The 22,310-nt window shown below is 72.7% G+C and carries 27 protein-coding genes; 11 read left to right on the top strand and 16 right to left on the bottom strand.

Annotated features, from left to right (window positions below; genetic code table 11):
- Positions 1 to 9: 9 nt before the first annotated feature.
- On the bottom strand, positions 10 to 858 hold the full coding sequence (locus ABD979_RS00980; RefSeq protein WP_345505544.1) for a hypothetical protein: 849 nt from the start codon (positions 856 to 858) through the stop codon (positions 10 to 12).
- 539 nt (positions 859 to 1,397) lie between these two features.
- Here ABD979_RS00980 and ABD979_RS00975 point away from each other — a divergent pair.
- On the top strand, positions 1,398 to 1,790 hold the full coding sequence (locus tag ABD979_RS00975) for a YciI family protein (RefSeq protein ID WP_345505543.1): 393 nt from the start codon (positions 1,398 to 1,400) through the stop codon (positions 1,788 to 1,790).
- Positions 1,791 to 1,830: 40 nt separating this feature from the next.
- On the opposite strand, the gene ABD979_RS00970 is transcribed toward ABD979_RS00975, so the two are convergent.
- The gene (locus ABD979_RS00970; protein WP_345505542.1) at positions 1,831 to 2,946 is read right to left on the bottom strand and encodes a DNA glycosylase AlkZ-like family protein; all 1,116 of its coding nucleotides are present in this window, start codon (positions 2,944 to 2,946) and stop codon (positions 1,831 to 1,833) included.
- A gap of 101 nt (positions 2,947 to 3,047) precedes the next feature.
- On the opposite strand from ABD979_RS00970, the gene ABD979_RS00965 reads away from it, so the two are divergent.
- Positions 3,048 to 3,497, top strand: a complete 450-nt coding sequence (locus tag ABD979_RS00965) for a VOC family protein (protein WP_345505541.1) — start codon at positions 3,048 to 3,050, stop codon at positions 3,495 to 3,497.
- 40 nt (positions 3,498 to 3,537) lie between these two features.
- Here ABD979_RS00965 and ABD979_RS00960 read toward each other — a convergent pair whose 3' ends face one another.
- Complete coding sequence (locus ABD979_RS00960) at positions 3,538 to 4,131, bottom strand: GNAT family N-acetyltransferase (protein ID WP_345505540.1); 594 nt, start codon at positions 4,129 to 4,131, stop codon at positions 3,538 to 3,540.
- A gap of 41 nt (positions 4,132 to 4,172) precedes the next feature.
- Positions 4,173 to 4,436, bottom strand: coding sequence for a DUF1905 domain-containing protein (locus ABD979_RS00955; RefSeq protein ID WP_345505539.1), 264 nt, complete (start codon positions 4,434 to 4,436; stop codon positions 4,173 to 4,175).
- A 61-nt stretch (positions 4,437 to 4,497) separates the two neighbouring features.
- Between ABD979_RS00955 and ABD979_RS00950 the strand changes: the two genes are divergently transcribed.
- From ABD979_RS00950 to mraY, 4 genes are all read left to right on the top strand, one after another.
- The gene (locus ABD979_RS00950; RefSeq protein ID WP_345505538.1) at positions 4,498 to 5,031 is read left to right on the top strand and encodes a GNAT family N-acetyltransferase; all 534 of its coding nucleotides are present in this window, start codon (positions 4,498 to 4,500) and stop codon (positions 5,029 to 5,031) included.
- A gap of 36 nt (positions 5,032 to 5,067) precedes the next feature.
- A complete protein-coding gene (locus tag ABD979_RS00945) occupies positions 5,068 to 5,649 on the top strand; it encodes a DinB family protein (RefSeq protein WP_345505537.1) in 582 nt (193 codons plus the stop codon).
- A 47-nt stretch (positions 5,650 to 5,696) separates the two neighbouring features.
- The gene (locus ABD979_RS00940; RefSeq protein ID WP_345505536.1) at positions 5,697 to 6,398 is read left to right on the top strand and encodes a class I SAM-dependent methyltransferase; all 702 of its coding nucleotides are present in this window, start codon (positions 5,697 to 5,699) and stop codon (positions 6,396 to 6,398) included.
- A 120-nt stretch (positions 6,399 to 6,518) separates the two neighbouring features.
- Positions 6,519 to 7,631, top strand: coding sequence for a phospho-N-acetylmuramoyl-pentapeptide-transferase (gene mraY / locus ABD979_RS00935; RefSeq protein WP_345505535.1), 1,113 nt, complete (start codon positions 6,519 to 6,521; stop codon positions 7,629 to 7,631).
- Positions 7,632 to 7,643: 12 nt separating this feature from the next.
- Here the strand turns inward: mraY and ABD979_RS00930 are convergent, their stop codons facing one another.
- Entirely contained in the window at positions 7,644 to 7,847 is a 204-nt protein-coding gene (locus tag ABD979_RS00930; protein WP_345505534.1) for a DUF4177 domain-containing protein, read from the bottom strand.
- A gap of 161 nt (positions 7,848 to 8,008) precedes the next feature.
- Here ABD979_RS00930 and ABD979_RS00925 point away from each other — a divergent pair, with 161 nt between their 5' ends.
- Positions 8,009 to 8,641 carry a dihydrofolate reductase family protein gene (locus ABD979_RS00925; protein WP_345505533.1) on the top strand — a complete coding sequence of 211 codons (633 nt, stop codon included), beginning with the start codon at positions 8,009 to 8,011 and terminating at the stop codon, positions 8,639 to 8,641.
- A gap of 21 nt (positions 8,642 to 8,662) precedes the next feature.
- Here ABD979_RS00925 and ABD979_RS00920 read toward each other — a convergent pair whose 3' ends face one another.
- Positions 8,663 to 9,697 (bottom strand): zinc-dependent alcohol dehydrogenase family protein, encoded by a 1,035-nt coding sequence (locus ABD979_RS00920; RefSeq protein WP_345505532.1) that lies wholly within the window; start codon positions 9,695 to 9,697, stop codon positions 8,663 to 8,665.
- A gap of 147 nt (positions 9,698 to 9,844) precedes the next feature.
- On the opposite strand from ABD979_RS00920, the gene ABD979_RS00915 reads away from it, so the two are divergent.
- Positions 9,845 to 10,285: a VOC family protein gene (locus tag ABD979_RS00915; RefSeq protein WP_345505531.1), complete on the top strand. Its 441-nt coding sequence runs from the start codon at positions 9,845 to 9,847 to the stop codon at positions 10,283 to 10,285.
- A gap of 3 nt (positions 10,286 to 10,288) precedes the next feature.
- Here ABD979_RS00915 and ABD979_RS00910 read toward each other — a convergent pair whose 3' ends face one another.
- From ABD979_RS00910 to ABD979_RS00895, 4 genes are all read right to left on the bottom strand, one after another.
- Complete coding sequence (locus tag ABD979_RS00910; RefSeq protein WP_345505530.1) at positions 10,289 to 11,188, bottom strand: NAD-dependent epimerase/dehydratase family protein; 900 nt, start codon at positions 11,186 to 11,188, stop codon at positions 10,289 to 10,291.
- Positions 11,189 to 11,282: 94 nt separating this feature from the next.
- Complete coding sequence (locus tag ABD979_RS00905) at positions 11,283 to 12,434, bottom strand: permease (RefSeq protein ID WP_345505529.1); 1,152 nt, start codon at positions 12,432 to 12,434, stop codon at positions 11,283 to 11,285.
- Between the two features lie 105 nt (positions 12,435 to 12,539).
- Positions 12,540 to 13,325 carry an SDR family NAD(P)-dependent oxidoreductase gene (locus tag ABD979_RS00900; protein WP_345505528.1) on the bottom strand — a complete coding sequence of 262 codons (786 nt, stop codon included), beginning with the start codon at positions 13,323 to 13,325 and terminating at the stop codon, positions 12,540 to 12,542.
- Between the two features lie 3 nt (positions 13,326 to 13,328).
- Complete coding sequence (locus ABD979_RS00895; protein ID WP_345505527.1) at positions 13,329 to 14,129, bottom strand: alpha/beta hydrolase; 801 nt, start codon at positions 14,127 to 14,129, stop codon at positions 13,329 to 13,331.
- Positions 14,130 to 14,323: 194 nt separating this feature from the next.
- Here ABD979_RS00895 and ABD979_RS00890 point away from each other — a divergent pair, with 194 nt between their 5' ends.
- Positions 14,324 to 15,307, top strand: coding sequence for a LysR family transcriptional regulator (locus tag ABD979_RS00890; RefSeq protein ID WP_345505526.1), 984 nt, complete (start codon positions 14,324 to 14,326; stop codon positions 15,305 to 15,307).
- A 104-nt stretch (positions 15,308 to 15,411) separates the two neighbouring features.
- Here the strand turns inward: ABD979_RS00890 and ABD979_RS00885 are convergent, their stop codons facing one another.
- Positions 15,412 to 16,635, bottom strand: a complete 1,224-nt coding sequence (locus tag ABD979_RS00885) for an amidohydrolase (protein WP_345505571.1) — start codon at positions 16,633 to 16,635, stop codon at positions 15,412 to 15,414.
- Positions 16,636 to 16,741: 106 nt separating this feature from the next.
- Here ABD979_RS00885 and ABD979_RS00880 point away from each other — a divergent pair, with 106 nt between their 5' ends.
- A complete protein-coding gene (locus ABD979_RS00880) occupies positions 16,742 to 17,725 on the top strand; it encodes a helix-turn-helix transcriptional regulator (RefSeq protein WP_345505525.1) in 984 nt (327 codons plus the stop codon).
- A gap of 85 nt (positions 17,726 to 17,810) precedes the next feature.
- Complete coding sequence (ypfJ, locus tag ABD979_RS00875; protein WP_345505524.1) at positions 17,811 to 18,782, top strand: KPN_02809 family neutral zinc metallopeptidase; 972 nt, start codon at positions 17,811 to 17,813, stop codon at positions 18,780 to 18,782.
- On the opposite strand, the gene ABD979_RS00870 is transcribed toward ypfJ, so the two are convergent.
- The 5 genes from ABD979_RS00870 to sufC are packed head-to-tail and all read right to left on the bottom strand — an operon-like array spanning position 18,775 to position 22,309.
- A complete protein-coding gene (locus ABD979_RS00870; RefSeq protein WP_345505523.1) occupies positions 18,775 to 19,398 on the bottom strand; it encodes an acVLRF1 family peptidyl-tRNA hydrolase in 624 nt (207 codons plus the stop codon). The two genes, ypfJ and ABD979_RS00870, sit on opposite strands and share 8 nt — an antisense overlap.
- A 19-nt stretch (positions 19,399 to 19,417) precedes the next feature.
- Positions 19,418 to 19,744 (bottom strand): metal-sulfur cluster assembly factor, encoded by a 327-nt coding sequence (locus tag ABD979_RS00865; protein ID WP_345505522.1) that lies wholly within the window; start codon positions 19,742 to 19,744, stop codon positions 19,418 to 19,420.
- Complete coding sequence (gene sufU / locus ABD979_RS00860; protein ID WP_345505521.1) at positions 19,741 to 20,223, bottom strand: Fe-S cluster assembly sulfur transfer protein SufU; 483 nt, start codon at positions 20,221 to 20,223, stop codon at positions 19,741 to 19,743. Before sufU ends, ABD979_RS00865 begins: the two co-directional genes overlap by 4 nt.
- Entirely contained in the window at positions 20,223 to 21,527 is a 1,305-nt protein-coding gene (locus ABD979_RS00855) for an aminotransferase class V-fold PLP-dependent enzyme (protein ID WP_345505520.1), read from the bottom strand. Before ABD979_RS00855 ends, sufU begins: the two co-directional genes overlap by 1 nt.
- 5 nt (positions 21,528 to 21,532) lie before the next feature.
- Positions 21,533 to 22,309 carry a Fe-S cluster assembly ATPase SufC gene (sufC, locus tag ABD979_RS00850; RefSeq protein WP_345505519.1) on the bottom strand — a complete coding sequence of 259 codons (777 nt, stop codon included), beginning with the start codon at positions 22,307 to 22,309 and terminating at the stop codon, positions 21,533 to 21,535.
- Position 22,310 lies beyond the last annotated feature (1 nt).

Raw genomic sequence — 22,310 nt, 5'->3', positions numbered from 1 at the left:
CGCAGGTTGCTACTCCTTCGAATCGCTCTCTGGCGCCTGCCCTTTCGCCAAGGTCATGGTCACCTTCTCCACCGCTTCCCGAACGGTGACCGGGTCGACGGACTGGAGGCGTGCCCTCCCGACTCGACCAAGCTGAGCACCCAGCTCATCCACGTCCGCCTCGAGCTGGTGCAACCTGGCCCTGTCATGGGTTGCTCGCAACTGCTCCACCCGAGCATCCTCGACCGGGCCGCTCGCCTTCCTGGCGGCCGTCTGACGTGACTCGAGTCGCGCCGAGAGCAGCTCCTTCGGGGCCTTCGCTCGCTCCCCCGGCTTGGCGGCGAACGCGACGCCGACGCCGCCGACGGCGACCACCACGCCCGCGACCGCGGTGGCCGGCGGGAAGATGGCGCTGAGCACTGCAGCGGCGAGGACGGCGATCGACAGGAGCCGAGATGGCGTGCGCTCATCCTCCCTGATGGCTCTGAGCCGGGTCCTGAAGGAGCCCGCCGCCAACTCGAGGACTTCGAGCTCCCACGCTGCCTCTGGCACCAGCTGCCTGAGACGGTCGAGCACCACCTCCTCGTCGGGGTCACCACCGCGCTCCTGGTCGTCACCCTCGAACGTCACCCGGTAGGCGACGGCAGCCGCGGCCGCATCGAAGGCCAGCTGGACGGCGTCCAGGGCGGAGAGCGTCGGACCGAGGCGACTCGTGGACCCCGAGACATCGATCGTCAGCTCCGAGAAGTCATCCGGCTCCAGCAGGGCAAGGAGCTGGGTGCCCGGACGGTATGCCGCTCCGGATCTCGCGGCGCCTCCGAGACCCAGCAAGGCACCTGCGAGGACCACGACGTCGGACTCATGAACCGCGGTGGGCATGGATCCACGCTAGAACGACAGGCATGCCAGCGCAGTCGTTCCAGGCAGCCGCTCGGCGAGTGGGCGCGCTGTTGGCGCTGGACCTCGACTCGGCCCGAGATCCAGGACGTGACCGATGCGATCACCACGCCCACGCACCGTCAAGCCCAACAGCGACGTTCACCGCACGGATCTGACACGATCCGCCGGTGCCCGAAGCCTGGCTCGGCGTCGTCTCAGCGTGTCTGCTCGGACTGGTCGTCCTGTTCCAGGCCGGCCTGGCCGCCGGCGCACCCTGGGGTGCAGCGGCCTACGGCGGCCGCGCCGCCCAGGACGACGGGAGGCTCCCGACCGGGCACCGGGTCGCCAGCGCAGGCACGGCGGTCTGTGCGCGTGGATCGCCATCGCGCGCTGACCGTGCGTCCGACGAGGTCCTCGCGGCCGATTGCGGCCGATGTCTCGCCTTCACCGGGCTCGCCGGGGGACACTGGCCGGCATGCCAGGTGCGTCCAGCCGCTGCCGTCGACAGCGGCGGACGCCATCGTGGAAGGAGCGCCCGGATGAAGTACATGTTGATGATGCATGTGGGCCAGGACGACGGCCGTGAGGCGCTGGCCTGGTCGCCGCAGGACATCACGAACATGATCGAGTTCCAGCGCGCGTTCGACCGCGAGCTGGAGGAGAACGGCGAGATGGTGTTCAACGCGGGCCTCAGCTGGCCCGACCAGGCCCGGATCGTGCGCTACGACGGCGGTGTGCCGGTCGTCACCGACGGTCCCTACCCGGAGGGCAGGGAGTTCCTCATCGGCTTCTGGGTCGTCGACTGCGCCAGCGCGGAACGAGCCCACGAGATCGCCGCCAAGGCATCGTCCTCGCCCGGCCCCGGTGGGGCGCCGACGTGCGTGCCCATCGAGGTGCGCCCGCTGGCCGGCCCACCCAAGGTGGACGCCTGACCGGCCCGCGAGCTGGACGCCGAGGGCCGTGTGGGGAGGCTCAGGTCCCCACGCTCACCCGGAGGTCCAAACCGAGGAGGCTGGCCAGCCGCTCAGTCTCCTGCTCGAGGGCCGCTCGCGGTGGCCGACCTCCTCCCATCCAGACGACCGTCACCTCGTCGCCCTTGCGCGACCACGTGCCGCCCACGAAGCCACCCGCGATCACCGGGTTGGCCTTGCGGGTCACGGCATCCCGACACGGTGGCGGCGTCACGTGGACGTCCTTCGTGCCGGGCCCCATCACCCACTGGTCGTGCCCGGGCAGGAAGCGCACGACCTCCGACGGCGAGGCGGCCGTGAGGGCGTCGACGTCCTCGCGCACGACGTAGGCCGTGGTGCCCTCCACGTCGACGGCAGCCAGACGGTCACGCAGACCCGCGAACCACGTGTCGATCCGCTTGCGGCCCGCGCTCAGGCCGTTGCCGAGCCAGTGGTGCAGGTGCTCGGGGGTCGCCGGGCCGTAGGTCATCAGGTATGCCGTGATGGCGCGCGGTCCCGCCTCGTCGAGCTCGGGGATGCCCGACCACAGCGGGTTGCGGTCGAGGCGCTGGAAGGTGCGCCGGCCGTCGCGTGGCAGGCCGAAGCTCATGTCCCCCAACCAGGTCAACGGCTTGATGAGCGTTCCGGCCCCCTCCTCGAAGACCGGTGCCAGGTGCCGGTAGGCGCGCTGCCGGGTCAGCACCGCGCCCAGCTCCCCTACCGTCAACGGCCCGTCGTCCAGCGCCTCGCGCACGGCCGCCCGGAAGGCCGGCCACGCCTCCGGCTCGAGGCGGTAGAAGTCCACCCAGCTCGGCAGCTCCCACTGTCGCCCGGCCGCGCGGAGCGCGAGGTAGATGCCGGCGTCCTCGGGTGAGAGGTAGTGCATCGAGCCCCGGAACGCGAACGCCTTGATCACCGTGCCGTCTGCCAGCGCCCGGGCCAGGTCACCGGCAGCCGCCGACGTGCTCCGGGTCCGCACGGCCAGCTCGGCGAGCGACTCGTCCATCGACAGGACGGCGCCGAGCCGGCGCACGACGTCGGCCGCGGACGCGGGCCCCACCGGTTCGAGCAGATGTCGCTCCATCCGCCAGGCCAGCGCCTGCTTCCACGTCACCGCAGCCTGTGTCGGGGTGGTCATGGCCGCATCGTCGCACTCGTCCCGGACGAAACACGGCCGCAGCACGGGTCGTGTTCCTGATGCACCGGCCACGCCGCACCGTGCTTCGCTACCGTGGCTGGATGCTCACCAACCGGTCGGCGCCGCACGCTCGTGTGGCACCCGTCCTCACCGTGACCGACGTCCGCGAGGCCGTCGCCTGGTACGCCGAGGTGTTCGGTTTCGTCGAGCACGTGCGCATCGGTGAGGGGCACCGCGCGCAGCTCGGGCTGCCCGAGGGGCCGCCTGCCGAGCTCGTCGTGGCGGAGGTGCGACCCGGGCGACGAGTCCCGCAGGAGGGGCGCTCCCACCAGGTGATGCTCAAGGTCGCTGACGTCGCCCAGGTCGTCGAGACGGCGACGGCTCGGGGTGGCGTGCTCGTCGATCCCGTGCACGACTGGGAGTACGGCGAACGGCAGGCCACCGTCGACGACCCGTTCGGTCACCAGTGGGTGCTCAACCAGACGATCGAGGACGTCGCCCCCGAGCAGTGGGGCGGCCGGAGCGTGACCCCGCGCCCTGCTACCCACTAGCCCGCCGGACCAGCGCGAAGGCGCCGCCGGCACACGGCCGTCAGCGCGCCGTGCCGAGCTGGAGCCGCACCACCCGCCGGCGCAGGGTGGGCGACGCCTCGACCTCGTAGCCGGCGTCGAGGAAGACCTGCAGCAGCCCGACCGACGCCTCGTCCCAGATCACCGTCTTGCCCGGAGCCTGCTCGGTGGGATAGCCCTCGAGCACGCGCGCGCCGACCTGCGTGCCGTACTCGACCGTCGCCGCGGCGAGCTCGTACATCAGCCCCTGACGCCGGAATCCCTTGCGCACGACGAAGCAGGTGACCGACCAGACGCCCTCGAGCTCAGGGTCCTGGCGCATCCACGCCTTCTGCCGCGCCCAGATGCGTGGGTAGTTCTCCCGCGGCTCGACGGCGACCCAGCCGGCCGGTTCGCCGTCGACGTAGCCGATGAGGCCGGAGGTCGGCCCCTCGGTGCCGCAGCCGGCCTGCTCCACGAGGGCGGCGTCGCGCTCCTCCTGGGTCGTGTCGCGCCAGATCCAGCCCGCGACCTTCAGGCCCTGGCAACGGCACTTGCGCGCACCGCCACTCTCGAACACGGCCTCGAGGTCCGCATCCGTCGCCTCGTTGGCCGGTCGCCAGCTGAACTCGGGCACACCGCGACCCTAGCGGCGCGCCAGCCCCTGGAGGGCTTTCTTCAGCGGTCGGGATCGACGACGAGCTCGACCTCGACCTCGTCGCCCGCACCGCGCCCCGTCTGCTTGCGCGTCTCGGCGTTGAACGACACGAGGTAGCGCCCGCCCATGACGCCGACCGTGGTGCGGTACGTGTAGCCGCCGTCGATCGTGACCACCACGGGCACTCGCTTGCCGCGCCCGAACGACAGCACGGTCTCCTCGGGCACGACGATGCCGACGTTGTTGCCGCCGGTCGCCTCGAGCACGGTGCGGAAGATCGCCATGCCGCCGAGCGTAGCCCGTGCGCCGCCGAACCGCGGCCGATCGGACCCCGTACGGTGCAGCATGCGCACCATCACCTCGGAGCGTCTCGTGCTGCGGCCGTGGCAGGTCGACGACGCCGACTTCCTCCTCGACCTCGAGAGCCGCTGGGACGTCGTGCGATTCCTCGGCGCCGCGCCACGCACCATGACCACCCGCGACGAGGCGCTGGCCTCGATCGCCCGGCGCCGCACGACAAGCGAGCACTACGTCCACGGCATCTGGCTCATCGCGGACCACGACGGCACCCGCCTGGGCAACCTGCTGCTCAAGCCGATCCCGTTCTCGGGCGGCGAGCACTCCACTCCCGCACCAGAGGTGGAGGTCGGCTGGCACCTCCACCCCGACGCCCGCAGCCACGGCTACGCGACCGAGGCTGCCGCCGCCGCGTGCACCGACGCCTTCGCCCGCGGGCTCGAGCACGTCGTCGCCGTGACCCATCCCGACAACACCGCCTCGCAGGCCGTATGCCGCCGCCTCGGGATGCGTCACCTCGGCACCACCGCGCGCTACATGGACACGACGACCGAGCTCTTCGAGCTCCTGGCGCCGCGCTGACCCCGCTGGGTCGCCCGACGTGGCAGGGTGGCTCGCGTGAGCGAGCAGCCTGACGAGGCAACGGCCCGGACGGAGTCCGGCCTCACCGACGACGACTTCGCACCGGAGTGGCCCGACGACGACCGTCCCCGCATCCCGAGGGTGGCCCCCGAGCGTGAGGCGCTGGCGGCATACCTCGACCACTACCGCGCGACGATCGAGATGAAGTGCCGTGGCCTCTCCCAAGAGCAGGCGCGGCAGCGCTCGATGCCGCCGTCGACGATGTCGGTGCACGGCCTCGTGCGCCACCTCGCCGGCGTGGAGCGCTGGTGGTTCCAGCAGAACTTCGAGCGGCGCGACGTGCCGTTCCTCTTCTTCACGACGGAGAACCCCGACCTCGACTTCGAGCCACCGCCCGACGCCGACTTCGAAGCCGACCTCGCCACGTGGCGCGCGGAGTGCGCCGTCTCGCGCGCGATCGTCGCCGCGCACGACCTCGACGACACGGCCCGCCCGCTCGACTGGGTCGAGGACGTCGACCTGCGCTGGCTCGTGCTGCGGATGATCACCGAGTACGCCCAGCACTGCGGCCACCTCGACCTGTTGCGCGAGGGCGTCGACGGCCGCACCGGCGCCTGACGTCCCGCGCACCCGCCGACCCACCGACTGCTGACAGGGAACCGCCGATGCGAGCCGACCACTACGACACCTTCGCCCGCAGCTACGCCGAGACGAACGAGTCGGGCCTCTTCAACGCCCACTACGCCCGGCCCGCCATGCTGCGCCTCGCCGGCGACGTCGAGGGCCACCGCGTACTCGACGCCGGCTGCGGCACCGGGCCGCTCTTCGAGGACCTGCGCGCCCGCGGCGCCACGGTCACCGGCTTCGACGGCAGCCCCGCCATGGTCGAGCTCGCCCGTGAGCGGCTCGGGCCCGGAGCCGACCTGCAGGTCGCCGACCTCGGCGCGCCGCTCCCCTACGCCGACGACACGTTCGACGACGCCGTCGTCTCCCTCGTGCTGCACTACCTGCAGGACTGGTCGGCGCCGCTCGCCGAGCTCCACCGGGTGCTGAGGCCCGGAGGCCGCCTCCTCCTGTCGGTCAACCACCCGCGCATCCTCGAGGCGAGCGACCCCGAGGCCGACTACTTCGCCGTCACCCCCTACTCCGACGTCTACACCTTCGGCGACGGCCACGACGTCACCCTCACCTTCTGGCACCGTCCGCTCCACGCGATGTCCGACGCCTTCGCCGACGCCGGCTTCCGCATCCGCGTCATCAGCGAGCCGCCGTTCGACCCCGACACCCCGCGAGAGCTGCTGCCGCCCGACCTCGGCGACCGCACCGCCTTCATCTGCTTCCTCTTCTTCGTCCTCGAAGCCGAGTGAGGCACCCCTGACCCGCCGGGGCGCGACGTCCCCCGCCCGGGGAGCGACCGCGCCTAGGGTGGGTCGCCGTGACCCGCGTGGCACGGCCGCGTCACCGACAGGGAAGGCAGCGCGAGCTCCATGGTCAACGTCCTGCTGGCGGGCGGCCTCTCGATGGCCTTCGCGCTGCTCTGCACGAAGCCGTTCATCCGCTTCCTCGTGCGCAAGCGCTACGGGCAGTTCATCCGCGACGACCTCGTGCACCACCACGTCAAGCGCGGCAAGCCGACGATGGGCGGTGCGGTCATCATCGCCGCGGCGATCGTCGGCTACCTCGGCTCGCACGCCGTCCTCGTCGCGCTCGGCGCCATGGGGGTCTTCCGGTCCATCCACAGCGGCCTGTCGCTGAGCGCCGGCCTCGTGCTCTTCCTGCTCACCGGCCTCGGCGTCGTCGGCTTCCTCGACGACTACACGAAGATCCGCAAGGAGCGCAGCCTCGGGCTCACCTCGAGGCAGAAGCTCCTCGGCCAGACGGTCGTCACGGTCCTCTTCGCCCTCGGCGCCCTGCTGCTCACCGACGACCGCGGCTTCTCCCCCGCGTCGACGGCGATCTCGTTCATCCGCGACACCGGGGTCGACCTCGCCTTCGCCGGCCCCGTCGTCGCCGTCCTGCTCTTCATCGCCTGGTCGAACGTGCTCATCGCGGGCGCCTCGAACGGCGTCAACATCACCGACGGCCTCGACGGCCTCGCCACCGGCGCCTCGGTCATGGTCTTCGGCGCCTACACCGTCATCTCGATGTGGCAGTACAACCAGAGCTGCTCCGTCGCGCCGGGACCGAACTGCTACGACGTGCGCGACGCCCTCGACCTCGCCGTCGTCGCGTGCGCCATCGGTGGTGCCTGCTTCGGGTTCCTCTGGTGGAACACCTCGCCCGCCGAGATCATCATGGGCGACACCGGCTCGCTCTCCCTCGGCGCGGCGCTCGCCGGGCTCGCGATCCTCACCCACACCCAGCTGCTGCTCGTCGTGCTCGGCGGCCTCTTCGTGATCATCACGGCCTCCGTGATCATCCAGGTCATCAGCTTCAAGACGACCGGCCGGCGCGTCTTCCGGATCGCTCCGCTCCACCACCACTTCGAGATGGTGGGCTGGTCGGAGGTCACCATCGTGGCGCGCTTCTGGATCATCGCCGGCCTGTGCGTGTCCGCCGGCCTGGCCCTCTTCTACGGCGAGTGGGTCTCGAGCGCCTGAGGCGCCCCGGCGTCAGTGGCCGTCCGAGCGCTCGAGCGTCACGAGCAGCCCGTCGACACCACCCGGCCCGACCCGGCCCTTGACCTCGACGGACGTGATGGCCTTGAGCTGCCAGCCCTCACGCGCGTGCTCGTTGAGCAGCTTCTCGAGCTTCTCGCCCGACATCTTGCCGCCGATCATCTTCTCGCGGACCTCGACGACCTTGTACGTGAACACGCGTGGGACCTCCCTGGAGTCGGCGGTGCTGTCGCCTCGACCGTAGCCGCCCGCGCGCGATCCGGGGCCGTATGCGCCCCGCCCCCTTCAGCTCGGCCGTGCCGTCTATCGTGCGAGGAGGCTCGAGCACGCCCCTCGGCCGACGACCTCGAGGAGGGCGCATGCCCAGGACGCGGATCCACAACTTCTCCATCTCGCTCGACGGCTTCGCGACCGGCGAGCCGCAGTCGTTGGAGGCACCCTTCGGCCACGCCGGTCAGCGCCTCCACCAGTGGATGTTCGCCACCCGCTTCTGGGATCCGAGCGGTTCGGCCGGGGTCGACGACGCCTTCGCCCAGCAGTTCGCCGTGGGCATCGGCGCCGAGATCATGGGTTCCAACAAGTTCGGGCCGCCCGGCTGGCAGGACGACGAGTCCTGGACGGGCTGGTGGGGCGAGGACCCGCCCTTCCACACCCCGGTCTTCGTGCTGACCCACCGCCCCCGACCGGCCCTGACGATGGGCGGCGGCACGACCTTCCACTTCATCGAGGCGTCGCCGTCCGAGGCGTTGTCTGCCGCGCAGGAGGCCGCCGACGGGCTCGACGTGCGCGTCGGCGGCGGGCCGACGGTCGTGCGCGACTTCCTCGCCGCTGGGCTCGTCGACCACCTGCACCTCGTCCAGGTGCCGATCCTGCTCGGTCGGGGCGTGCGGCTCTGGGACGGCCTCGAAGGGGTCGAGGAGTCGTTCGACGTCGAGAGCGTCGCCAGCCCGAGCGGCGTGGTGCACCTGACGTTCACGCGCCGCACCGACTGACGCCCCACCGGCCGGCGTGCCTCAGAGGCTGACGACGGTCATGCCCCCGGCGGACGGCTGGTCGAGGGCGGCGAGGGCGGCGCCGGCCTCGTCGAGCCCGATGACGCGGCCGACGAGCTCACCCGGGCGCAGCGTGCCCTCCTCGATGAGTCGCAGCATCGCGGGGTAGTCGCGCGCCGGCATGCCGTGCGAGCCGTAGAGCTCGAGCTCGTGGGCCACGACGAGGTCCATCGGCAGCGGCGGCCGCGAGGCGTCGCCGAGGAGCAGACCCGCCTGCACGTGCCGACCGCGCCGGCGCAGGCTGCGCACCGACGCGACGGCCAGGTCGGGTGAACCGAACGCGTCGACGGACACGTGCGCTCCGCCGGCCGTGACGTGGCGCACCCGGGCAGCCACGTCGTCGACGGCAGTCGCGTCGATGACGACCTCGGCGCCGCACGCCGACGCGCGCTGCAGCGCAGCGGGATTCACGTCGATGGCGACGACCCGGGCCCCGAGGGCCGAGCCGATCATAACGGCCGACAGACCGACCCCGCCGCACCCGTGCACGGCGAGCCAGTCACCGGCACCGATGCGCCCGTGGGTCGTGACGGCGCGGTAGGCGGTGGCGAAGCGGCACCCGAGCGACGCCGCGGTGACGAAGTCGACGGCATCCGGGAGTCGGACGAGGTTCGTGTCGGCGGCGTGCAGAGCGACGCGCTCCGCGAAGGAGCCGTGGCCGGTGAAACCCGGCTGGGTCTGGTCGGGGCACACCTGCGCCTCGCCGGCCTCGCACCACGAGCACCGACCGCAGCCGCAGACGAAGGGCACCGTCACCCGGTCGCCGACCTGCCAGTGGCGCACCTGCGCGCCGACGCCGGCCACGACGCCGGCCAGCTCGTGGCCCGGCACGTGCGGCAGGGAGACGGGGTCGTGGCCCTTCCACGCGTGCCAGTCGGACCGGCACACCCCGGTGGCCCGCACCGAGACGACGACGCCGTCCGCGGGGCAGTCCGGCTCCGGCAGATCCGTGACGACGGGCAGCGCCCCGTGCTCCTCGTAGACGACGGCCTTCACGCGACCATCCTCACCCCTCCGCCTCGTGCGACGTCGCGCCGTCTCGCCGCGCCGCCTCGTGTGCCGAGATCTCGCCGTGTCGAGAACCGCGATCCGGCTCCGTCCACCGGTTGAATGTCCACACCACCACGAGGAGAGACCACCACCATGACCTACCTGCGCCGCTTCGACCACGTCGGCGTCACCGTCGCCGACCTCGACGCCACCATCGACTTCTTCGTGACGATCGGGCTGGAGGTCGAGGGACGCATGTTCCTCGACGGCGACTTCGTCGACACCGTCACCGGCATCCCCGGCACGCGGTGCGAGATCGCCATGCTCCGCGCGCCCGAGGGCGGGTCGGCGCTCGAGCTCGCGCGCTTCGTCCACCCCGACCACGTGCCCGGCTCCCCCGCCGCCATGGCGAACGAGCTCGGTCTGCGCAACGTCTCGTTCGAGGTCGTCGACCTCCGGGGCGCCGTCGACCAGCTCGCCGCCGACGGCTACGGGCTCGTCGGTGGCGTCGGCGAGTACGAGAACGAGTGGAGGATGGCCTACGTCCGCGGTCCGGAGGGGATCATCGTCTCGCTCGCCGAGCGGATCGGCTGACGCTCAGCCCCGGCGCGGGTCGTCGAGCACGTCGCGCCACGAGTGCTCCGGCTCGTAGCCGAGCAGCTCACGCGCCTTGTCGATGGAGTAGAACGTCTCGTCGCGCCCCATCGTCCGGCGCTGCTCCACCCCGGCGTAGAAGCGCTCGCGCACCTCGTCGGTGGTCGCGGCGACGGACATGTCGGCGTTCGCGACGTTGAAGACCTCGTAGCCGAGCCCGTCGGTCTGCAGGCAGCGCTGCACCATCTGGCCGAGGTCTCGGGTGTCGATGTAGGCGAAGACGTTGCGCCGCCGCAGCGCCGGGTCGGCGAGGAACGGCGGGAACATGTCGGCGTACTCGTGCGGCTCGATGACGTTGTTGATGCGCAAGCCGTAGACGTCGGCGCCGGTGCGGGCCTGGAACGAGCGCGCCGTCACCTCGTTCGCGACCTTCGACATGGCATACGAGTCCTCGGGCACCGTCGGGTGCTCCTCGTCGACCGGCACGTAGAGCGGCTTGCGCTCGCCCTGGGCGAAGCAGATGCCGTACGTCGTCTCCGAGGACGCGAAGATCACCTTGCGGATGCCGAGCCGGGTCGCGGCCTCGAGCACGTTGTAGGTGCTGAGCACGTTGGTGGCATACGTCTTCGCCTCGGACGTCAGCAGGATCGCGGGCACCGCCGCGAAGTGCACGACGGCGTCGTAGGCCGGCTTGGCCGCGAGCTCGAGCTCGTCGAAGCGTGCCAGTCCCGCGAGCGCCGAGTACGTCTCGCCGATGTCGGTGAGGTCGACCCGGAGGTCGTCGACCCCCTCGTGCCGCAGCGGCACGAGGTCGGCGTTGGTGACCTGGTGGCCCTGCTCGGCGAGGAAGGGTGCGACGTGCTTGCCGGCCTTGCCGCTGCCGCCCGTGAAGAAGATGCGCATGTGCCGATCAAACCACCCGCCCGACCTCTCGTCGCCGCGGGCCCGGTCTCGTGACCCGCGGCACGGGCGTTTCGTCGAACGGTGCGGCGAGCCGTCAGCCGACGGGCACGAGCTGGAGAGCCAGCCCCGCGACGATCCCGCCGACGACGACCACGCTCGTCACCGCCGCGGTCACCCGCCAGGAGAAGGTGCGCGCGACCATGAGGATCGACGGGATGCTCAGTGCCGGCAGGGTGACGAGCACGACTCCCACGACGCCGAAGCCGGCCCCGGCGGCGACGAGGCCGGCGACGACCGGGATCTCACCGCCCGTGGGGATGACGAGCGCGGCACCGACGAGCCCCACCACGAGCAGCGCCACCGGACCGGCGGCCCGGTCGAGCCCGGCGAAGTCGGAGAGCCAGCCGCTGAGCCATCCGGTCAGCAGCACGAGGACGAGGTACTCCGGCACGAGGACGACGACGTAACGCACCAGCGTCCGCGCGAACCGCAGCGGCAGCTCGCGCACCTGCGTGGCGTCACCCTCCTCCCCGGCGGGCGCACCGAGCCAGGGGCTCCTCGTGCGACCCACCGAGATCTCCGGCGCCGGGACGTCGGCGCCGCGCACGCGGCCGGCGACGGCCGCCGCCGCGACCGCTGCACCCAGGACGATGACCACCCCGACGACGACGCGGACCGCGACGAGCTGCCACGGCAGGGTCAGGGCGAGGAAGACGAGGACGGCCGGGTTGAGCAGGGGGTTGCCGAGCCAGTAGGCAACGGTGGCACCGATGGGGGCGCCCTTGCGCCGCAGGCCGATCGCGACGGGTGCGGTGCAGCAGGTACACATCATGCTCGGTAGCGACAGGGCCGCACCCGTGACGCCCTGGCCCACGGCGCTGCGCCGCGACATGAGGCGCACGAACCACCTGCGGGGCACGAGCGACTCGATCGCGGCCGCCACGACGAGGGCCACGAGTGCCGCCTTCCAGACGGCAGCGGCATACGCCCTCGTGAAGTCGAGGGCACCGGCCACACTGGGTGCGGACCCCGGCTCGCCGCTCGCGCCGAAGATCGCCGAGCCGCTCCAGGCGCCCGTGGCCGACAGCGTGCGGGTGCGCTCGGCATACGGGAGCCACTTCGCCCACAGCAGGCCGGCGACGAGCAGGGCGAGCACGACGAGGACGCCCGTGACGCCGACCCGGCGCGGCGGCTCCTGGACGGTGACGTCGCACGCGGCGTCACCGTCCAGGACGGGACTGGTCACGGGGCGCTGACTCATCGGGAACCTCCACGGCTGCCGGGGACGAGGGCGGAGCGCACGGCCGGGCGGTCCGTGGTGCACGTACCCACCGACGGGCCGCTCCCCCGGTCAGGTCGTGGGGACGAGGCCTCCGTCGATCGTCACGTCGGCACCGGTGACGTTGCCGGCGACGTCGCTGGCGAGGAAGGCGACGACGGCCGCGACCTCGTCCGGGCGGGTGAAGCGGCCGGTCACCGAGTCGCGAGCGGCCACGGCGGCCACGGTGGCGGGGTCGCGACCCTGCCGCGAGGCGACGGCGGCCGCGACCCCGTCCGCACCGAGCCAGAGGTCGGTGCCCACCGGGCCGGGGCTCACGGTGTTGACGCGGATGCCCTGCGGGCCGAGCTCCTTCGAGAGCGACTTGCAGAAGCTGCGCAGGGCCGCCTTGGCCGCGCTGTAGTCGATGACCGAGGGGTCGGCGAGCGTCGCGTTGACCGAGCAGGTCGACACGATCGACCCCCGCCCGCGCGCCAGCATCATCGGCAGCGCCGCCCGGGTCGTGCGCACGGCGGCCATCAGGTTGAGCGTCCATGACGTCGACCACTGCTCGTCCGTCACCGCTGCGAAACCGTCGAGTCGCGGGGTCACGGCGCCGACGTTGTTGACGAGCACGTCGAGGCGCCCGAGACCCGCCGCCGCGTCGACGAGGTGGTCGGCGCCCTCCGGCTCGCCGAGGTCGGTCGCGACGAAGGTGACCTGACCCGAGCGGGTCAGGGCGTCGAGCTCTGCGGACGCGTCGCGCGCTCCGGCGACGACCGACATCCCCTCGTCGGCGAACGTCCGGGTGATCGCCAGCCCGATGCCCTTGCTCGCACCGGTGACGATGGCGACCTTGCCGCCCAGAGCGAGGTCCACGGCTCAGAACCCGTGCTCGCGGAGCCAGCCGAGCACGGCCGTCGCGACGTCGCGCCACCCGTCGTCGACGGTGAGCGAGTGGCCCCGGCCCTCGAACTGCCGCAGCTCGGTCACGGCCGTCGACCTGCGGTACTGCTTGAGCGTCGAGCGCGTGACGACGTCGGGCACCGTGTGGTCCTCGAGGCCCGAGACGAGCAGCAGCGGGCCGCGCGTGCTGTTGTCGGTGTCGACGGCGGCCTCCGAGTGGAGCGAGAAGTTCGCGGCGGCGGCCTGGAAGAGCGGCTTGGCCGGCGACGGGATCGTCCACGCGTCGAACAACGCCTGGGACTCCTCCTCGCTCACGGCGTTGCCGAAACCGAAGCGGAACTCCTTGGCCGTCAACGAGACCGCCCGGTTGCGGTTCGCCGGGTTGCCCAGCGCGGGCAGGCCCGCGCGGAGCTGCGCGAGCGGGAGCGGCAGCACGCCCTTGATCTGCGCCGGGTCGATCGCGACGGCGGCCGCGGCCTTGCCCTGCCCGAGCAGCTTCTCGGCGATGAGCCCTCCGAAGGAGTGGCCGACGACGACCGGTGCCTCGGGGAGGCCGGCGATGTGCGCCGCGTAGTGGTCGGTGACGTCGTCGATGCCGAGCCCGGCGACGGCGTCGGGGTGCTCGCGGGCGGCCTCGACGGTGTCGGGCTCCCCCGGCCACCCGGGGGCGGTCGGCGCGTACCCCTCCGAGTGGAAGAGCTCGACCCACGGTCCCCAGCTCGACGCATGGAGCCAGAGGCCGTGGACGAAGACGACGGGGCGCGGAGCTGTGGTCATGAGGGGTCCTTTCGACGGAGCCCGCCGCCGGGGAACGGCCGGGCCGGAGCGGCGCTGGGTGCGACCTCCCAAGGCTCGCGCGACGGCAGCATCCGGGTCCAAGACCTGTTGCGTGCCGATCGATAACCGCGCGACACTCCTTGCGGGCGCCGCTCGGGCGACGACCGATCCTGGCCGGGCGGGGAGGCGCGCACATGGACCTGGACCTGCGGCTCGTGCGCTACTTCGTCGCCGTCGCCGACGAGCTGCACTTCGGTCGCGCCGCGGCGCGCCTCTTCGTGAGCCAGCCGGCCCTGTCGAGACAGATCCGGCGACTCGAGGACCAGCTCGGCGAGCCGCTCTTCGTCCGCGACAGCCGGCACGTGACCCTCACCGCACGCGGTGAGCAGTTCCTCGACGACGCCCGGCGCCTCCTCGCCCTCGCCGACACGATGGCCCAGCCGGCCCGCCCGCCGGGGCTGCGCATCGCGCACGTCTTCGAGCTGTCGACGAGCCGCCTCGTCGCCGACGCGTTCAGCGCGGCCGAGCCCGGCATCGAGCTGCGCGAGCACGCGATGGACAGCATCACCCAGCTCGGGGCCCTGCTGCACGGCCGGCTCGACGTCGCCATCCTCCGCGTCACGCCACGGATGCTGCTCGCGCACCCGAGCGGATGGCGGCACCGGCTGCTCCGGCTCGAGCCGATGGTGCTCGTCGGCTCGCCGGGCGACGCGGAGGCCCCGACGGCGTCGTTCCGTGACCGGCCGGTCCACGTCTTCGGTGACCCGCCCGACTCGGGCACGTACACGGCCCACGGCCAGTACCTCACCGCGCTGGAGGAGCGGCTCGGCCTGGGCATGCGCTGGCTCGGAACCCCCGGCGCGTTCAGCTTCTGCGTCGCCCACGTGCTGCGCTCCGCCGAACGCGTGCGGTACCTCGAGTTCCTCAGCTACGCGGACAAGTACGCCGCCGCCGGGGTGCCGATGTCATGGCCCGAGGAGCTGCAGCCGCTCTACCCGTGGTCGCTGGCGTGGCGCAGCGACGACCTCGCGCCGGCGACGACCCGTCTCGTCGAGGTGGCCGTGGCCCTGGCCGCCGAGCGCGGCTGGCTGGCGCCGGTGCCCCCGGGCGCGGCGGCTCCGACGTGGATGCCCGACGACGAGCCCGCGTGGGCCGAGCTGCGCCCGCACCCTCGGTGACCGCCGCGCGACCGGACATCGAGACGTGGCCTCTCGACGCGTGGGGGCCCGTCAGGAGTGGCCTCTCGACGCGTGGGGACCCGCAAGGAGTGGCCTTTCGACGGTCACGGGTGGTGGAGCCAGGATCCGGCGGCGCCGACGAGAGCCTGCACGCCGAGCTCGAGCGTGGGGTCGATGACGGGCGCGAACAGGGGCGAGTGGTTGGAGGGCAGCGACGCCAGCACGGCCCGGATGCCCGCGAGGTCGTGCGCGCCCGCGAAGGCCACGGGGTCGGCGCCGCCGAGCAGCCAGAAGACGCAGGGGGCGTCGGCCGCCTCGGCGAGCACGCCGACGTCCTCGCTGCCCGTGATCGGGCCGGGGTCGACGACCCGGCCGGCGCCGACGAGCGCCTCGAGCGCGGGCCGCGTGCGCTCGACCCCCGCCGGGTCGTTGACGACGGCCGGCGACTGCTCGAACGGCTCGACGAGCGGGGCTCGACGCGCCCCGGCCGTGGCTGCCTCGCCCTCGACGATGCGGGTCACGGCCGCGAGCGCCTTCTCGCGCACGCGCACGTCGTAGGTGCGCAGGTTGGCGAGCAGCACCGCCTCGTCGGGGATGATGTTCGACTTCGTGCCCGCCTGCACCGAGCCGACGGTGAGCACGGCCGTGTCGGTGCCCGCGACCTCGCGCGAGACGACGGTCTGCAGGCGCAGGATGGTGGCGGCCGCGAGGACGACCGGGTCGACCGTCGCCTCGGGGCGTGAGCCGTGCCCGCCCTCGCCGAAGAGGGTGATGCGCAGGCTGTCGGTGGCCGCGAACGAGGGCCCCGGCCGCAGCCCGATCGTGCCGGCCGGGATCGGGGCGACGTGCTGGCCGAGCACGACGTCGGGCCGTGGCACGGTGTCGTAGAGGCCGTCCTCGACCATGGCGCGCGCACCCTGAGCGACCTCCTCCGCGGGCTGGAACACCGCGACGAGCGTGCCGCTCCACGACGCGTCGGCCGCGAGCACCGAGACCGCGCCGAGCAGGCACGTGACGTGCACGTCGTGGCCGCACGCGTGCATGACGGGCACGTCACGCCCCTCGGGGTCGATGCCGCGGGCGCTGCTGGCATACGGCAGGCCGGTGGCCTCGGCGACGGGAAGGCCGTCCATGTCGGCGCGCAGCAGCACGACGGGCCCGTCGCCCCGGCGGAGGACACCGACGACGCCGGTGCGCCCGACCCCCTCGGTCACGGTGAGGCCGAGCTCGCGCAGCCAGGCGGCCACGAGCCCGGCCGTGCGGTGCTCGGTGAACGACAGCTCGGGGTGCGCATGGAGGTCGCGGTAGGTCTCGCGCAGGCGGGGCATCAGGTCAGCGAGCGAGGTCGTGTCCACGATCCCGACCCTACCGAGCCCCCGGCGTCGGCGCCCGGCGCTACGGTCGGTGCGACGACCTGCTCGCGGGAGGGAACGGATGCGGCACGACACGAGCCCCACGGCGCGCGCCCTGCTCGCGCTCGAGGCGATCCAGGACTCCCCCGGCATCACGGCCCGGGCACTGGGTGACCGCCTCGGCGTCACCGAGCGCGCGGCCCGCCGCTACGTCGCGATCCTCCGCGAGGCGCAGGTGCCGATCGAGTCGGCCACGGGCCCGGGCGGCGGCTACCGCCTCGGGCGCGGGCTGCGGCTCGCGCCGCTCATGTTCACCCCGGCGGAGGCGCTCGGGCTCGTCATGGCCGTGCTCGAGGGGCACCGGCAGGCGGTCGACCCGGCCGACCTCGTCGGGGGCGCGCTCGCGAAGATCCTGCGCGTGCTCCCCGAGCCGGTGGCCGGCGCGGTGCGCGCGGTGCGGCGGCCGAGCGGGCCGCCGCCCGACCCGTCGCTGCGCGTCGACCCGGCGACGACGGCCCGGCTCGTCGAGGCCTGCAGCGCCTCGCGCCGGGTGCGTCTGGGCTACCGCCTCGAGGACGGCCGCGACCGCGACATGGAGGTCGACCCGTGGGCCGTCGTGCTGCGCCACGGCCGGTGGTACCTGCTGTGCTGGTCGCACACGAGCTCGGCCCGGCGCGTGCTCCGCGTCGACCGCATCCGGTCCGCCTTCGTCACCTCGCTGCGCGTCGAGGCTCCCGAGCAGCTCGACGCCCTCCGCGTGCTCGAGGAGCACCTGTCGCAGGGCTGGCGGCACGAGGTCGACGTGCTGCTGCGCGCCGACCTGCTCGAGGCCGGCCGGTGGCTGCCGCGCAGCCTGGGCCGGCTCGAGGAGGTCGACGGCGGCGTGCGGCTGCGGGCCACGACCGACGACCCCGAGTGGTACGCCCGCCAGCTCGCCGCCACCCCGCTCACCTTCGAGGTGGTCGGCTCGCCCGCCCTCGTGCAGGCCACCGAGGACCTCGCCGCCCGGCTCGTCAAGGCCGCCGGCGGCGCCGGACCGCCCGCACCGGGTACGCACCAGCCATGACACCGGCCGACCGACACCCCCCGCGCACTAGGGTGATCCCGACCGGCCCGGGCAGCCCCCGGACCCGAGACCGAGGACCGATGACATGACCTTCAACGACAACGCGCAGCTCGACACCTCCCAGGTCGAGAGCGGCGGCAGCAGCGGCGGGTTCGGCGGCGGTGGAGGCGGCGGCTTCCCCGGCGGCATCCAGGTCGGCGGCGGCATCGGCGGCCTCATCCTGCTCGTGCTCGCACTCGTCTTCGGCGGCGGCAACATCCTCGGTGGCGGCGACTCCGGCGGCTCGGCCGGGTCGGGCAGCGGCCTGCCCTCGCAGCAGCTGGACGCCAACCAGGTGTCGGCCGCGGGACAGGTCGACCGTGGCAGCTTCAGCCAGTGCAAGAGCGGCGCCGACGCCAACAAGGACGACGTCTGCCTCATCATCGCCACGGTCAACAGCGTGCAGGACTACTGGGCCACGACGCTGCCGAAGTACTCGATGAACTACGAGCCGGTCAAGACGGTCATCTACCAGGGCCAGACCCGCTCCGGTTGCGGCACCGCCAACAGCCAGGTCGGCCCGTTCTACTGCCCGCTCGACTCGAAGGTCTACGTCGACGCGAGCTTCTTCTCCGAGCTGCAGAGCAAGTTCGGCTCCGACGGCGGGCAGCTGGCCAAGGAGTACGTCATCGCGCACGAGTACGGCCACCACGTGCAGAACCTGCTCGGCCTGCTCGACCGCGCCCAGCAGGACCCGCAGGGGGCCAACTCCGGGGCCGTGCGCGTCGAGCTCATGGCCGACTGCCTCGCGGGCACGTGGGTCAGGCACGCCACGGAGACGACCGACGCGGGCGGCGTGCCGCTGCTCAAGGCGATCACGCCCGACGACATCCAGTCGGCGCTCTCGGCCGCGTCGGCGGTCGGCGACGACCGCATCCAGGAGAAGGTGCAGGGCCGGGTCACGCCCGAGAGCTGGACCCACGGGTCGTCGGAGGCGCGCAAGCGCTGGTTCTCGCAGGGCTACGAGACGGGCGACCTGAACCAGTGCAACACCTTCGGCGTCGGCAACGTCACGTGAGGCCCGGGGCCGTCTCGGTCAGCTCGACGCGGACGGCTCGACCCCGCCGCAGCGCGGTCTCGAGCACGTCACGCCTCGGGTCCGGCAGGTCGTAGAGCTCGCGCGCCGGCAGTCCGGCGAGGGCCCGCAGCGCGGGCGCCGCCAGCACCTCCCGCACGAGCGCCCGGTCTCCCCCGACGACGAGCCCACGAGGTATGCCGTCCGCCCCCGTCCGCGGGGACTCGTCGTCGCCGAGCAGCACCCGCCGCGCGTGCCCGACGACGGCGTCGACGAGCTCGTCGGCCTGCTTGCCCCGGCGGCGCGCGAAGCGCTGCTGCGACCAGCCGCCGGCCGCGGTGCGCGACTGCACGTGGCGGGTGCCGACCTTCGAGGTGGTGAACGTCCCCGCGCGAGCGAGCCCGACGGCATACCCGCCCCGGCGCACGAGCACGACGCCGAGGGGGTCGTGCTCGAACGGCGTCGCGACGAGCGTGGAGCCGTCCGCGGCGCGCGCGGACACGACGACGCCGCCGGGAGCAGGCTCCTCGGCGGCGTCGTAGGTGCCGTGGCGACCGGCGAAGCCCGCCATCCAGCGGTCGAACCGTTCGGGGTCGACCTCGATGACGCGCGTCGTCATCGTCGCGGGTGCAGCGGTCTCAGAGGTTGAAGCCGAGCGCGCGCAGCTGCTCGCGACCGTCCTCGGTGATCTTGTCGGGGCCCCACGGCGGCATCCACACCCAGTTGATGCGGTGGGTCGTGACGAGGCCCTCGAGGGCCTGGGCCGTCTGGTCCTCGATGACGTCGGTCAGGGGGCAGGCCGCCGACGTCAGCGTCATGTCGATGACGGCGTGTGACTGGGCGTCGACGGTGATGCCGTAGACGAGGCCGAGGTCGACGACGTTGATGCCGAGCTCGGGGTCGACGACGTCGCGCATGGCCTCCTCGACGTCGGCCACGTTCGGCGGGGTTGCGGTCTGGCTCATGACGAAACTCCTTGGGGGGAGGGCGAACTCGTTGACGAGATGTCGACGCCGGCTCGGGCGAGGGCGTCGGTGAAGGCGGTCCAGCCGAGGAGGGCGCACTTGACGCGCGCGGGGTACTTCGACACCCCGGCGAAGGCGACGCCGTCGCCGATGACGTCCTCGTCGCCCGCGACCTGGCCCTTGGAGGTCAGCATCGTGCGCATGGCCTCGAAGGTCTCGAGCGCCTCGGCGACCGGGTGGCCGATGACCTCCTCGGCGAGCACCGAGGAGCTCGCGACGGAGATCGAGCAGCCCTGCGCGGCGTAGGACACGTCGCGCACGACGGCGTCGGGGCCGGTGCCCTCGACGTCGACCCGCAGGGTGACCTCGTCGCCGCACGTCGGGTTGATGTGGTGCACCTCGGCGTCGAAGGGGTCGCGCAGGCCCGCGTGGTGCGGGCGCTTCGAGTGCTCGAGGATGAGCTCCTGGTAGAGGTCCATCAGCTGGCCTCCCTCTCGGTGTCGATGCCGAAGACGACCGGCACGCGGTCGAGCGCGGCGAGGAGGGCCTCGACGTCGGCGGGCGTGTTGTGCACGGCGAACGACGCGCGCGTCGTCGCCGCGGCGCCGAGGGCGCGGTGCAGCGGCCACGCGCAGTGGTGGCCCACGCGCACGGCGACACCGGCGTCGTCGAGCACCTGCCCGACGTCGTGGGCGTGCACGCCGTCGACGACGAAGGCCACCGCGCCCCCGCGGCCGGTGCCGAGGGCCGGGCCGACGACCCGCACCCACCGACGCTCGGCGAGGCCGCGCATGAGCAGCTCGACGAGGGCCGACTCGTGGGCGTGGATGCGCTCGATGCCGACGGCCTCGACCCAGCGCACCGCGGCCGCGAGGCCGACAGCCTGGGCAGCGTTCGGCACGCCTGCCTCGAACTTCTGGGGCGCCGGCGCGTACGTCGAGCGCTCCATCGTGACGAGCTCGATCATCGAGCCGCCGGTGAGGAAGGGCGGCATGACCTCGAGCAGCTCGCCGCGACCCCAGAGGACGCCGACCCCCATGGGCCCGTACATCTTGTGGCCGCTGAAGGCGATGAAGTCGGCCCCCAGGGTGGCGACGTCGACCGCGAGGTGCGGCACCGACTGGCACGCGTCGACGACGACGAGCGCCCCGACGGCGTGCGCGCGCTCCGCGAGCTCGGTGACCGGGTTGACGGTGCCGAGCACGTTGGAGACGTGGGTGAACGCGAAGACCTTGGTGCGCTCGGTGAGCAGCTCGTCGAGCCCGGAGAGGTCGAGCGCGCCGTCGGCGCCCACGGGCACCCACCTCAGCGTCGCCCCGGTGCGCCGCGCGAGCTCCTGCCACGGCACGAGGTTCGCGTGGTGCTCCATCTCGGTGACGAGGATCTCGTCGCCGGGGCGCAGCACGAAGCGCTCGTCCTTGGGCTCCTGCGTCGGCGCCGCGTTGGAGAACGCGTAGGCGACGAGGTTGAGCGCCTCGGTGGCGTTCTTGGTGAACACCACCTCGTCCGCCGGAGCACCGACGAAGGCGGCGATCGTCGCGCGGGCCGCCTCGAAGTCGTCGGTGGCCTCCTCGGCGAGCTGGTGCGCGCCGCGGTGCACGGCCGCGTTGTGCTGCTCGTAGAAGGCCCTCTCGGCGTCGAGGACGGCGGTCGGCTTGTGCGACGTGGCCCCGGAGTCGAGGTAGACGAGCGGCCTGCCGTCGCGCACCGTGCGCGCGAGGATCGGGAACTCGCCGCGGATCGCGGCGAGCTCCCTCTCCGTCAGGGGCAGGACGTCGGGCATCGGGCTCAGGCCTGCGTCGCCACGGCCGGGGCCGGGGCCAGGTAGCGGTCGTAGCCCTCGTCCTCGAGGCGGTCGGCCAGCTCGGGGCCGCCCTGCTCGACGACCTTGCCGTCGACGAAGACGTGCACGAAGTCGGGCTTGATGTAGCGCAGGATGCGCGTGTAGTGCGTGATGAGCAGGACGCCGAGGTCGCTGCCCTCCTTGGCGCGGTTGACGCCCTCGGAGACGATCTTGAGCGCGTCGACGTCGAGGCCGGAGTCGGTCTCGTCGAGCACGGCCACCTTCGGCTTGAGCAGCTCCATCTGGAGGATCTCGTGGCGCTTCTTCTCGCCACCGGAGAAGCCCTCGTTGACGTTGCGCTCGGCGAAGGCGGGGTCCATGCGCAGGTCGGCCATGGCGGACTTGACGTCCTTGACCCAGGTGCGCAGCTTGGGGGCCTCGCCGTCGATGGCGGTCTTGGCCGTGCGGAGGAAGTTGCTCACGGTCACGCCGGGCACCTCGACGGGGTACTGCATCGCGAGGAAGAGGCCCGCGCGGGCGCGCTCGTCGACGCTCATCGCGAGGACGTCCTCGCCGTCGAGCGTCACGGTGCCGCCGGTGACGGTGTACTTCGGGTGGCCGGCGATGCTGTAGGCCAGCGTCGACTTGCCGGAGCCGTTCGGCCCCATGATCGCGTGGGTCTCCCCCGACTTCACGGTGAGGTCGACCCCGCGCAGGATCTCCTTGGGGCCGTCCTCGGTCTCGACCGAGACCGTCAGTCCCTTGATCTCGAGCGTGCTCATG

The sequence above is a fragment of the Terrabacter aeriphilus genome, assembly GCF_039542985.1.
Classification (GTDB): domain Bacteria; phylum Actinomycetota; class Actinomycetes; order Actinomycetales; family Dermatophilaceae; genus Terrabacter; species Terrabacter aeriphilus.
The sequence above is the reverse complement of the archived record's forward strand: the minus strand, read 5'-3'. Positions and strand labels throughout refer to the sequence as shown.

Excerpts from the sequence above, each read along its gene's own strand:
- ABD979_RS00980 (WP_345505544.1), bottom strand. The coding sequence starts at position 858 with ATGCCCACCGCGGTTCATGAGTCCGACGTCGTGGTCCTCGCAGGTGCC.
- ABD979_RS00975 (WP_345505543.1), top strand. The coding sequence starts at position 1,398 with ATGAAGTACATGTTGATGATGCATGTGGGCCAGGACGACGGCCGTGAG.
- ABD979_RS00970 (WP_345505542.1), bottom strand. The coding sequence starts at position 2,946 with ATGACCACCCCGACACAGGCTGCGGTGACGTGGAAGCAGGCGCTGGCC.
- ABD979_RS00965 (WP_345505541.1), top strand. The coding sequence starts at position 3,048 with ATGCTCACCAACCGGTCGGCGCCGCACGCTCGTGTGGCACCCGTCCTC.
- ABD979_RS00955 (WP_345505539.1), bottom strand. The coding sequence starts at position 4,436 with ATGGCGATCTTCCGCACCGTGCTCGAGGCGACCGGCGGCAACAACGTC.
- ABD979_RS00950 (WP_345505538.1), top strand. The coding sequence starts at position 4,498 with ATGCGCACCATCACCTCGGAGCGTCTCGTGCTGCGGCCGTGGCAGGTC.
- ABD979_RS00940 (WP_345505536.1), top strand. The coding sequence starts at position 5,697 with ATGCGAGCCGACCACTACGACACCTTCGCCCGCAGCTACGCCGAGACG.
- mraY (WP_345505535.1), top strand. The coding sequence starts at position 6,519 with ATGGTCAACGTCCTGCTGGCGGGCGGCCTCTCGATGGCCTTCGCGCTG.
- ABD979_RS00925 (WP_345505533.1), top strand. The coding sequence starts at position 8,009 with ATGCCCAGGACGCGGATCCACAACTTCTCCATCTCGCTCGACGGCTTC.
- ABD979_RS00915 (WP_345505531.1), top strand. The coding sequence starts at position 9,845 with ATGACCTACCTGCGCCGCTTCGACCACGTCGGCGTCACCGTCGCCGAC.
- ABD979_RS00910 (WP_345505530.1), bottom strand. The coding sequence starts at position 11,188 with ATGCGCATCTTCTTCACGGGCGGCAGCGGCAAGGCCGGCAAGCACGTC.
- ABD979_RS00895 (WP_345505527.1), bottom strand. The coding sequence starts at position 14,129 with ATGACCACAGCTCCGCGCCCCGTCGTCTTCGTCCACGGCCTCTGGCTC.
- ABD979_RS00890 (WP_345505526.1), top strand. The coding sequence starts at position 14,324 with ATGGACCTGGACCTGCGGCTCGTGCGCTACTTCGTCGCCGTCGCCGAC.
- ABD979_RS00885 (WP_345505571.1), bottom strand. The coding sequence starts at position 16,635 with ATGCCCCGCCTGCGCGAGACCTACCGCGACCTCCATGCGCACCCCGAG.
- ABD979_RS00880 (WP_345505525.1), top strand. The coding sequence starts at position 16,742 with ATGCGGCACGACACGAGCCCCACGGCGCGCGCCCTGCTCGCGCTCGAG.
- ypfJ (WP_345505524.1), top strand. The coding sequence starts at position 17,811 with ATGACCTTCAACGACAACGCGCAGCTCGACACCTCCCAGGTCGAGAGC.
- ABD979_RS00870 (WP_345505523.1), bottom strand. The coding sequence starts at position 19,398 with ATGACGACGCGCGTCATCGAGGTCGACCCCGAACGGTTCGACCGCTGG.
- ABD979_RS00865 (WP_345505522.1), bottom strand. The coding sequence starts at position 19,744 with ATGAGCCAGACCGCAACCCCGCCGAACGTGGCCGACGTCGAGGAGGCC.
- sufU (WP_345505521.1), bottom strand. The coding sequence starts at position 20,223 with ATGGACCTCTACCAGGAGCTCATCCTCGAGCACTCGAAGCGCCCGCAC.
- ABD979_RS00855 (WP_345505520.1), bottom strand. The coding sequence starts at position 21,527 with ATGCCCGACGTCCTGCCCCTGACGGAGAGGGAGCTCGCCGCGATCCGC.
- sufC (WP_345505519.1), bottom strand. The coding sequence starts at position 22,309 with ATGAGCACGCTCGAGATCAAGGGACTGACGGTCTCGGTCGAGACCGAG.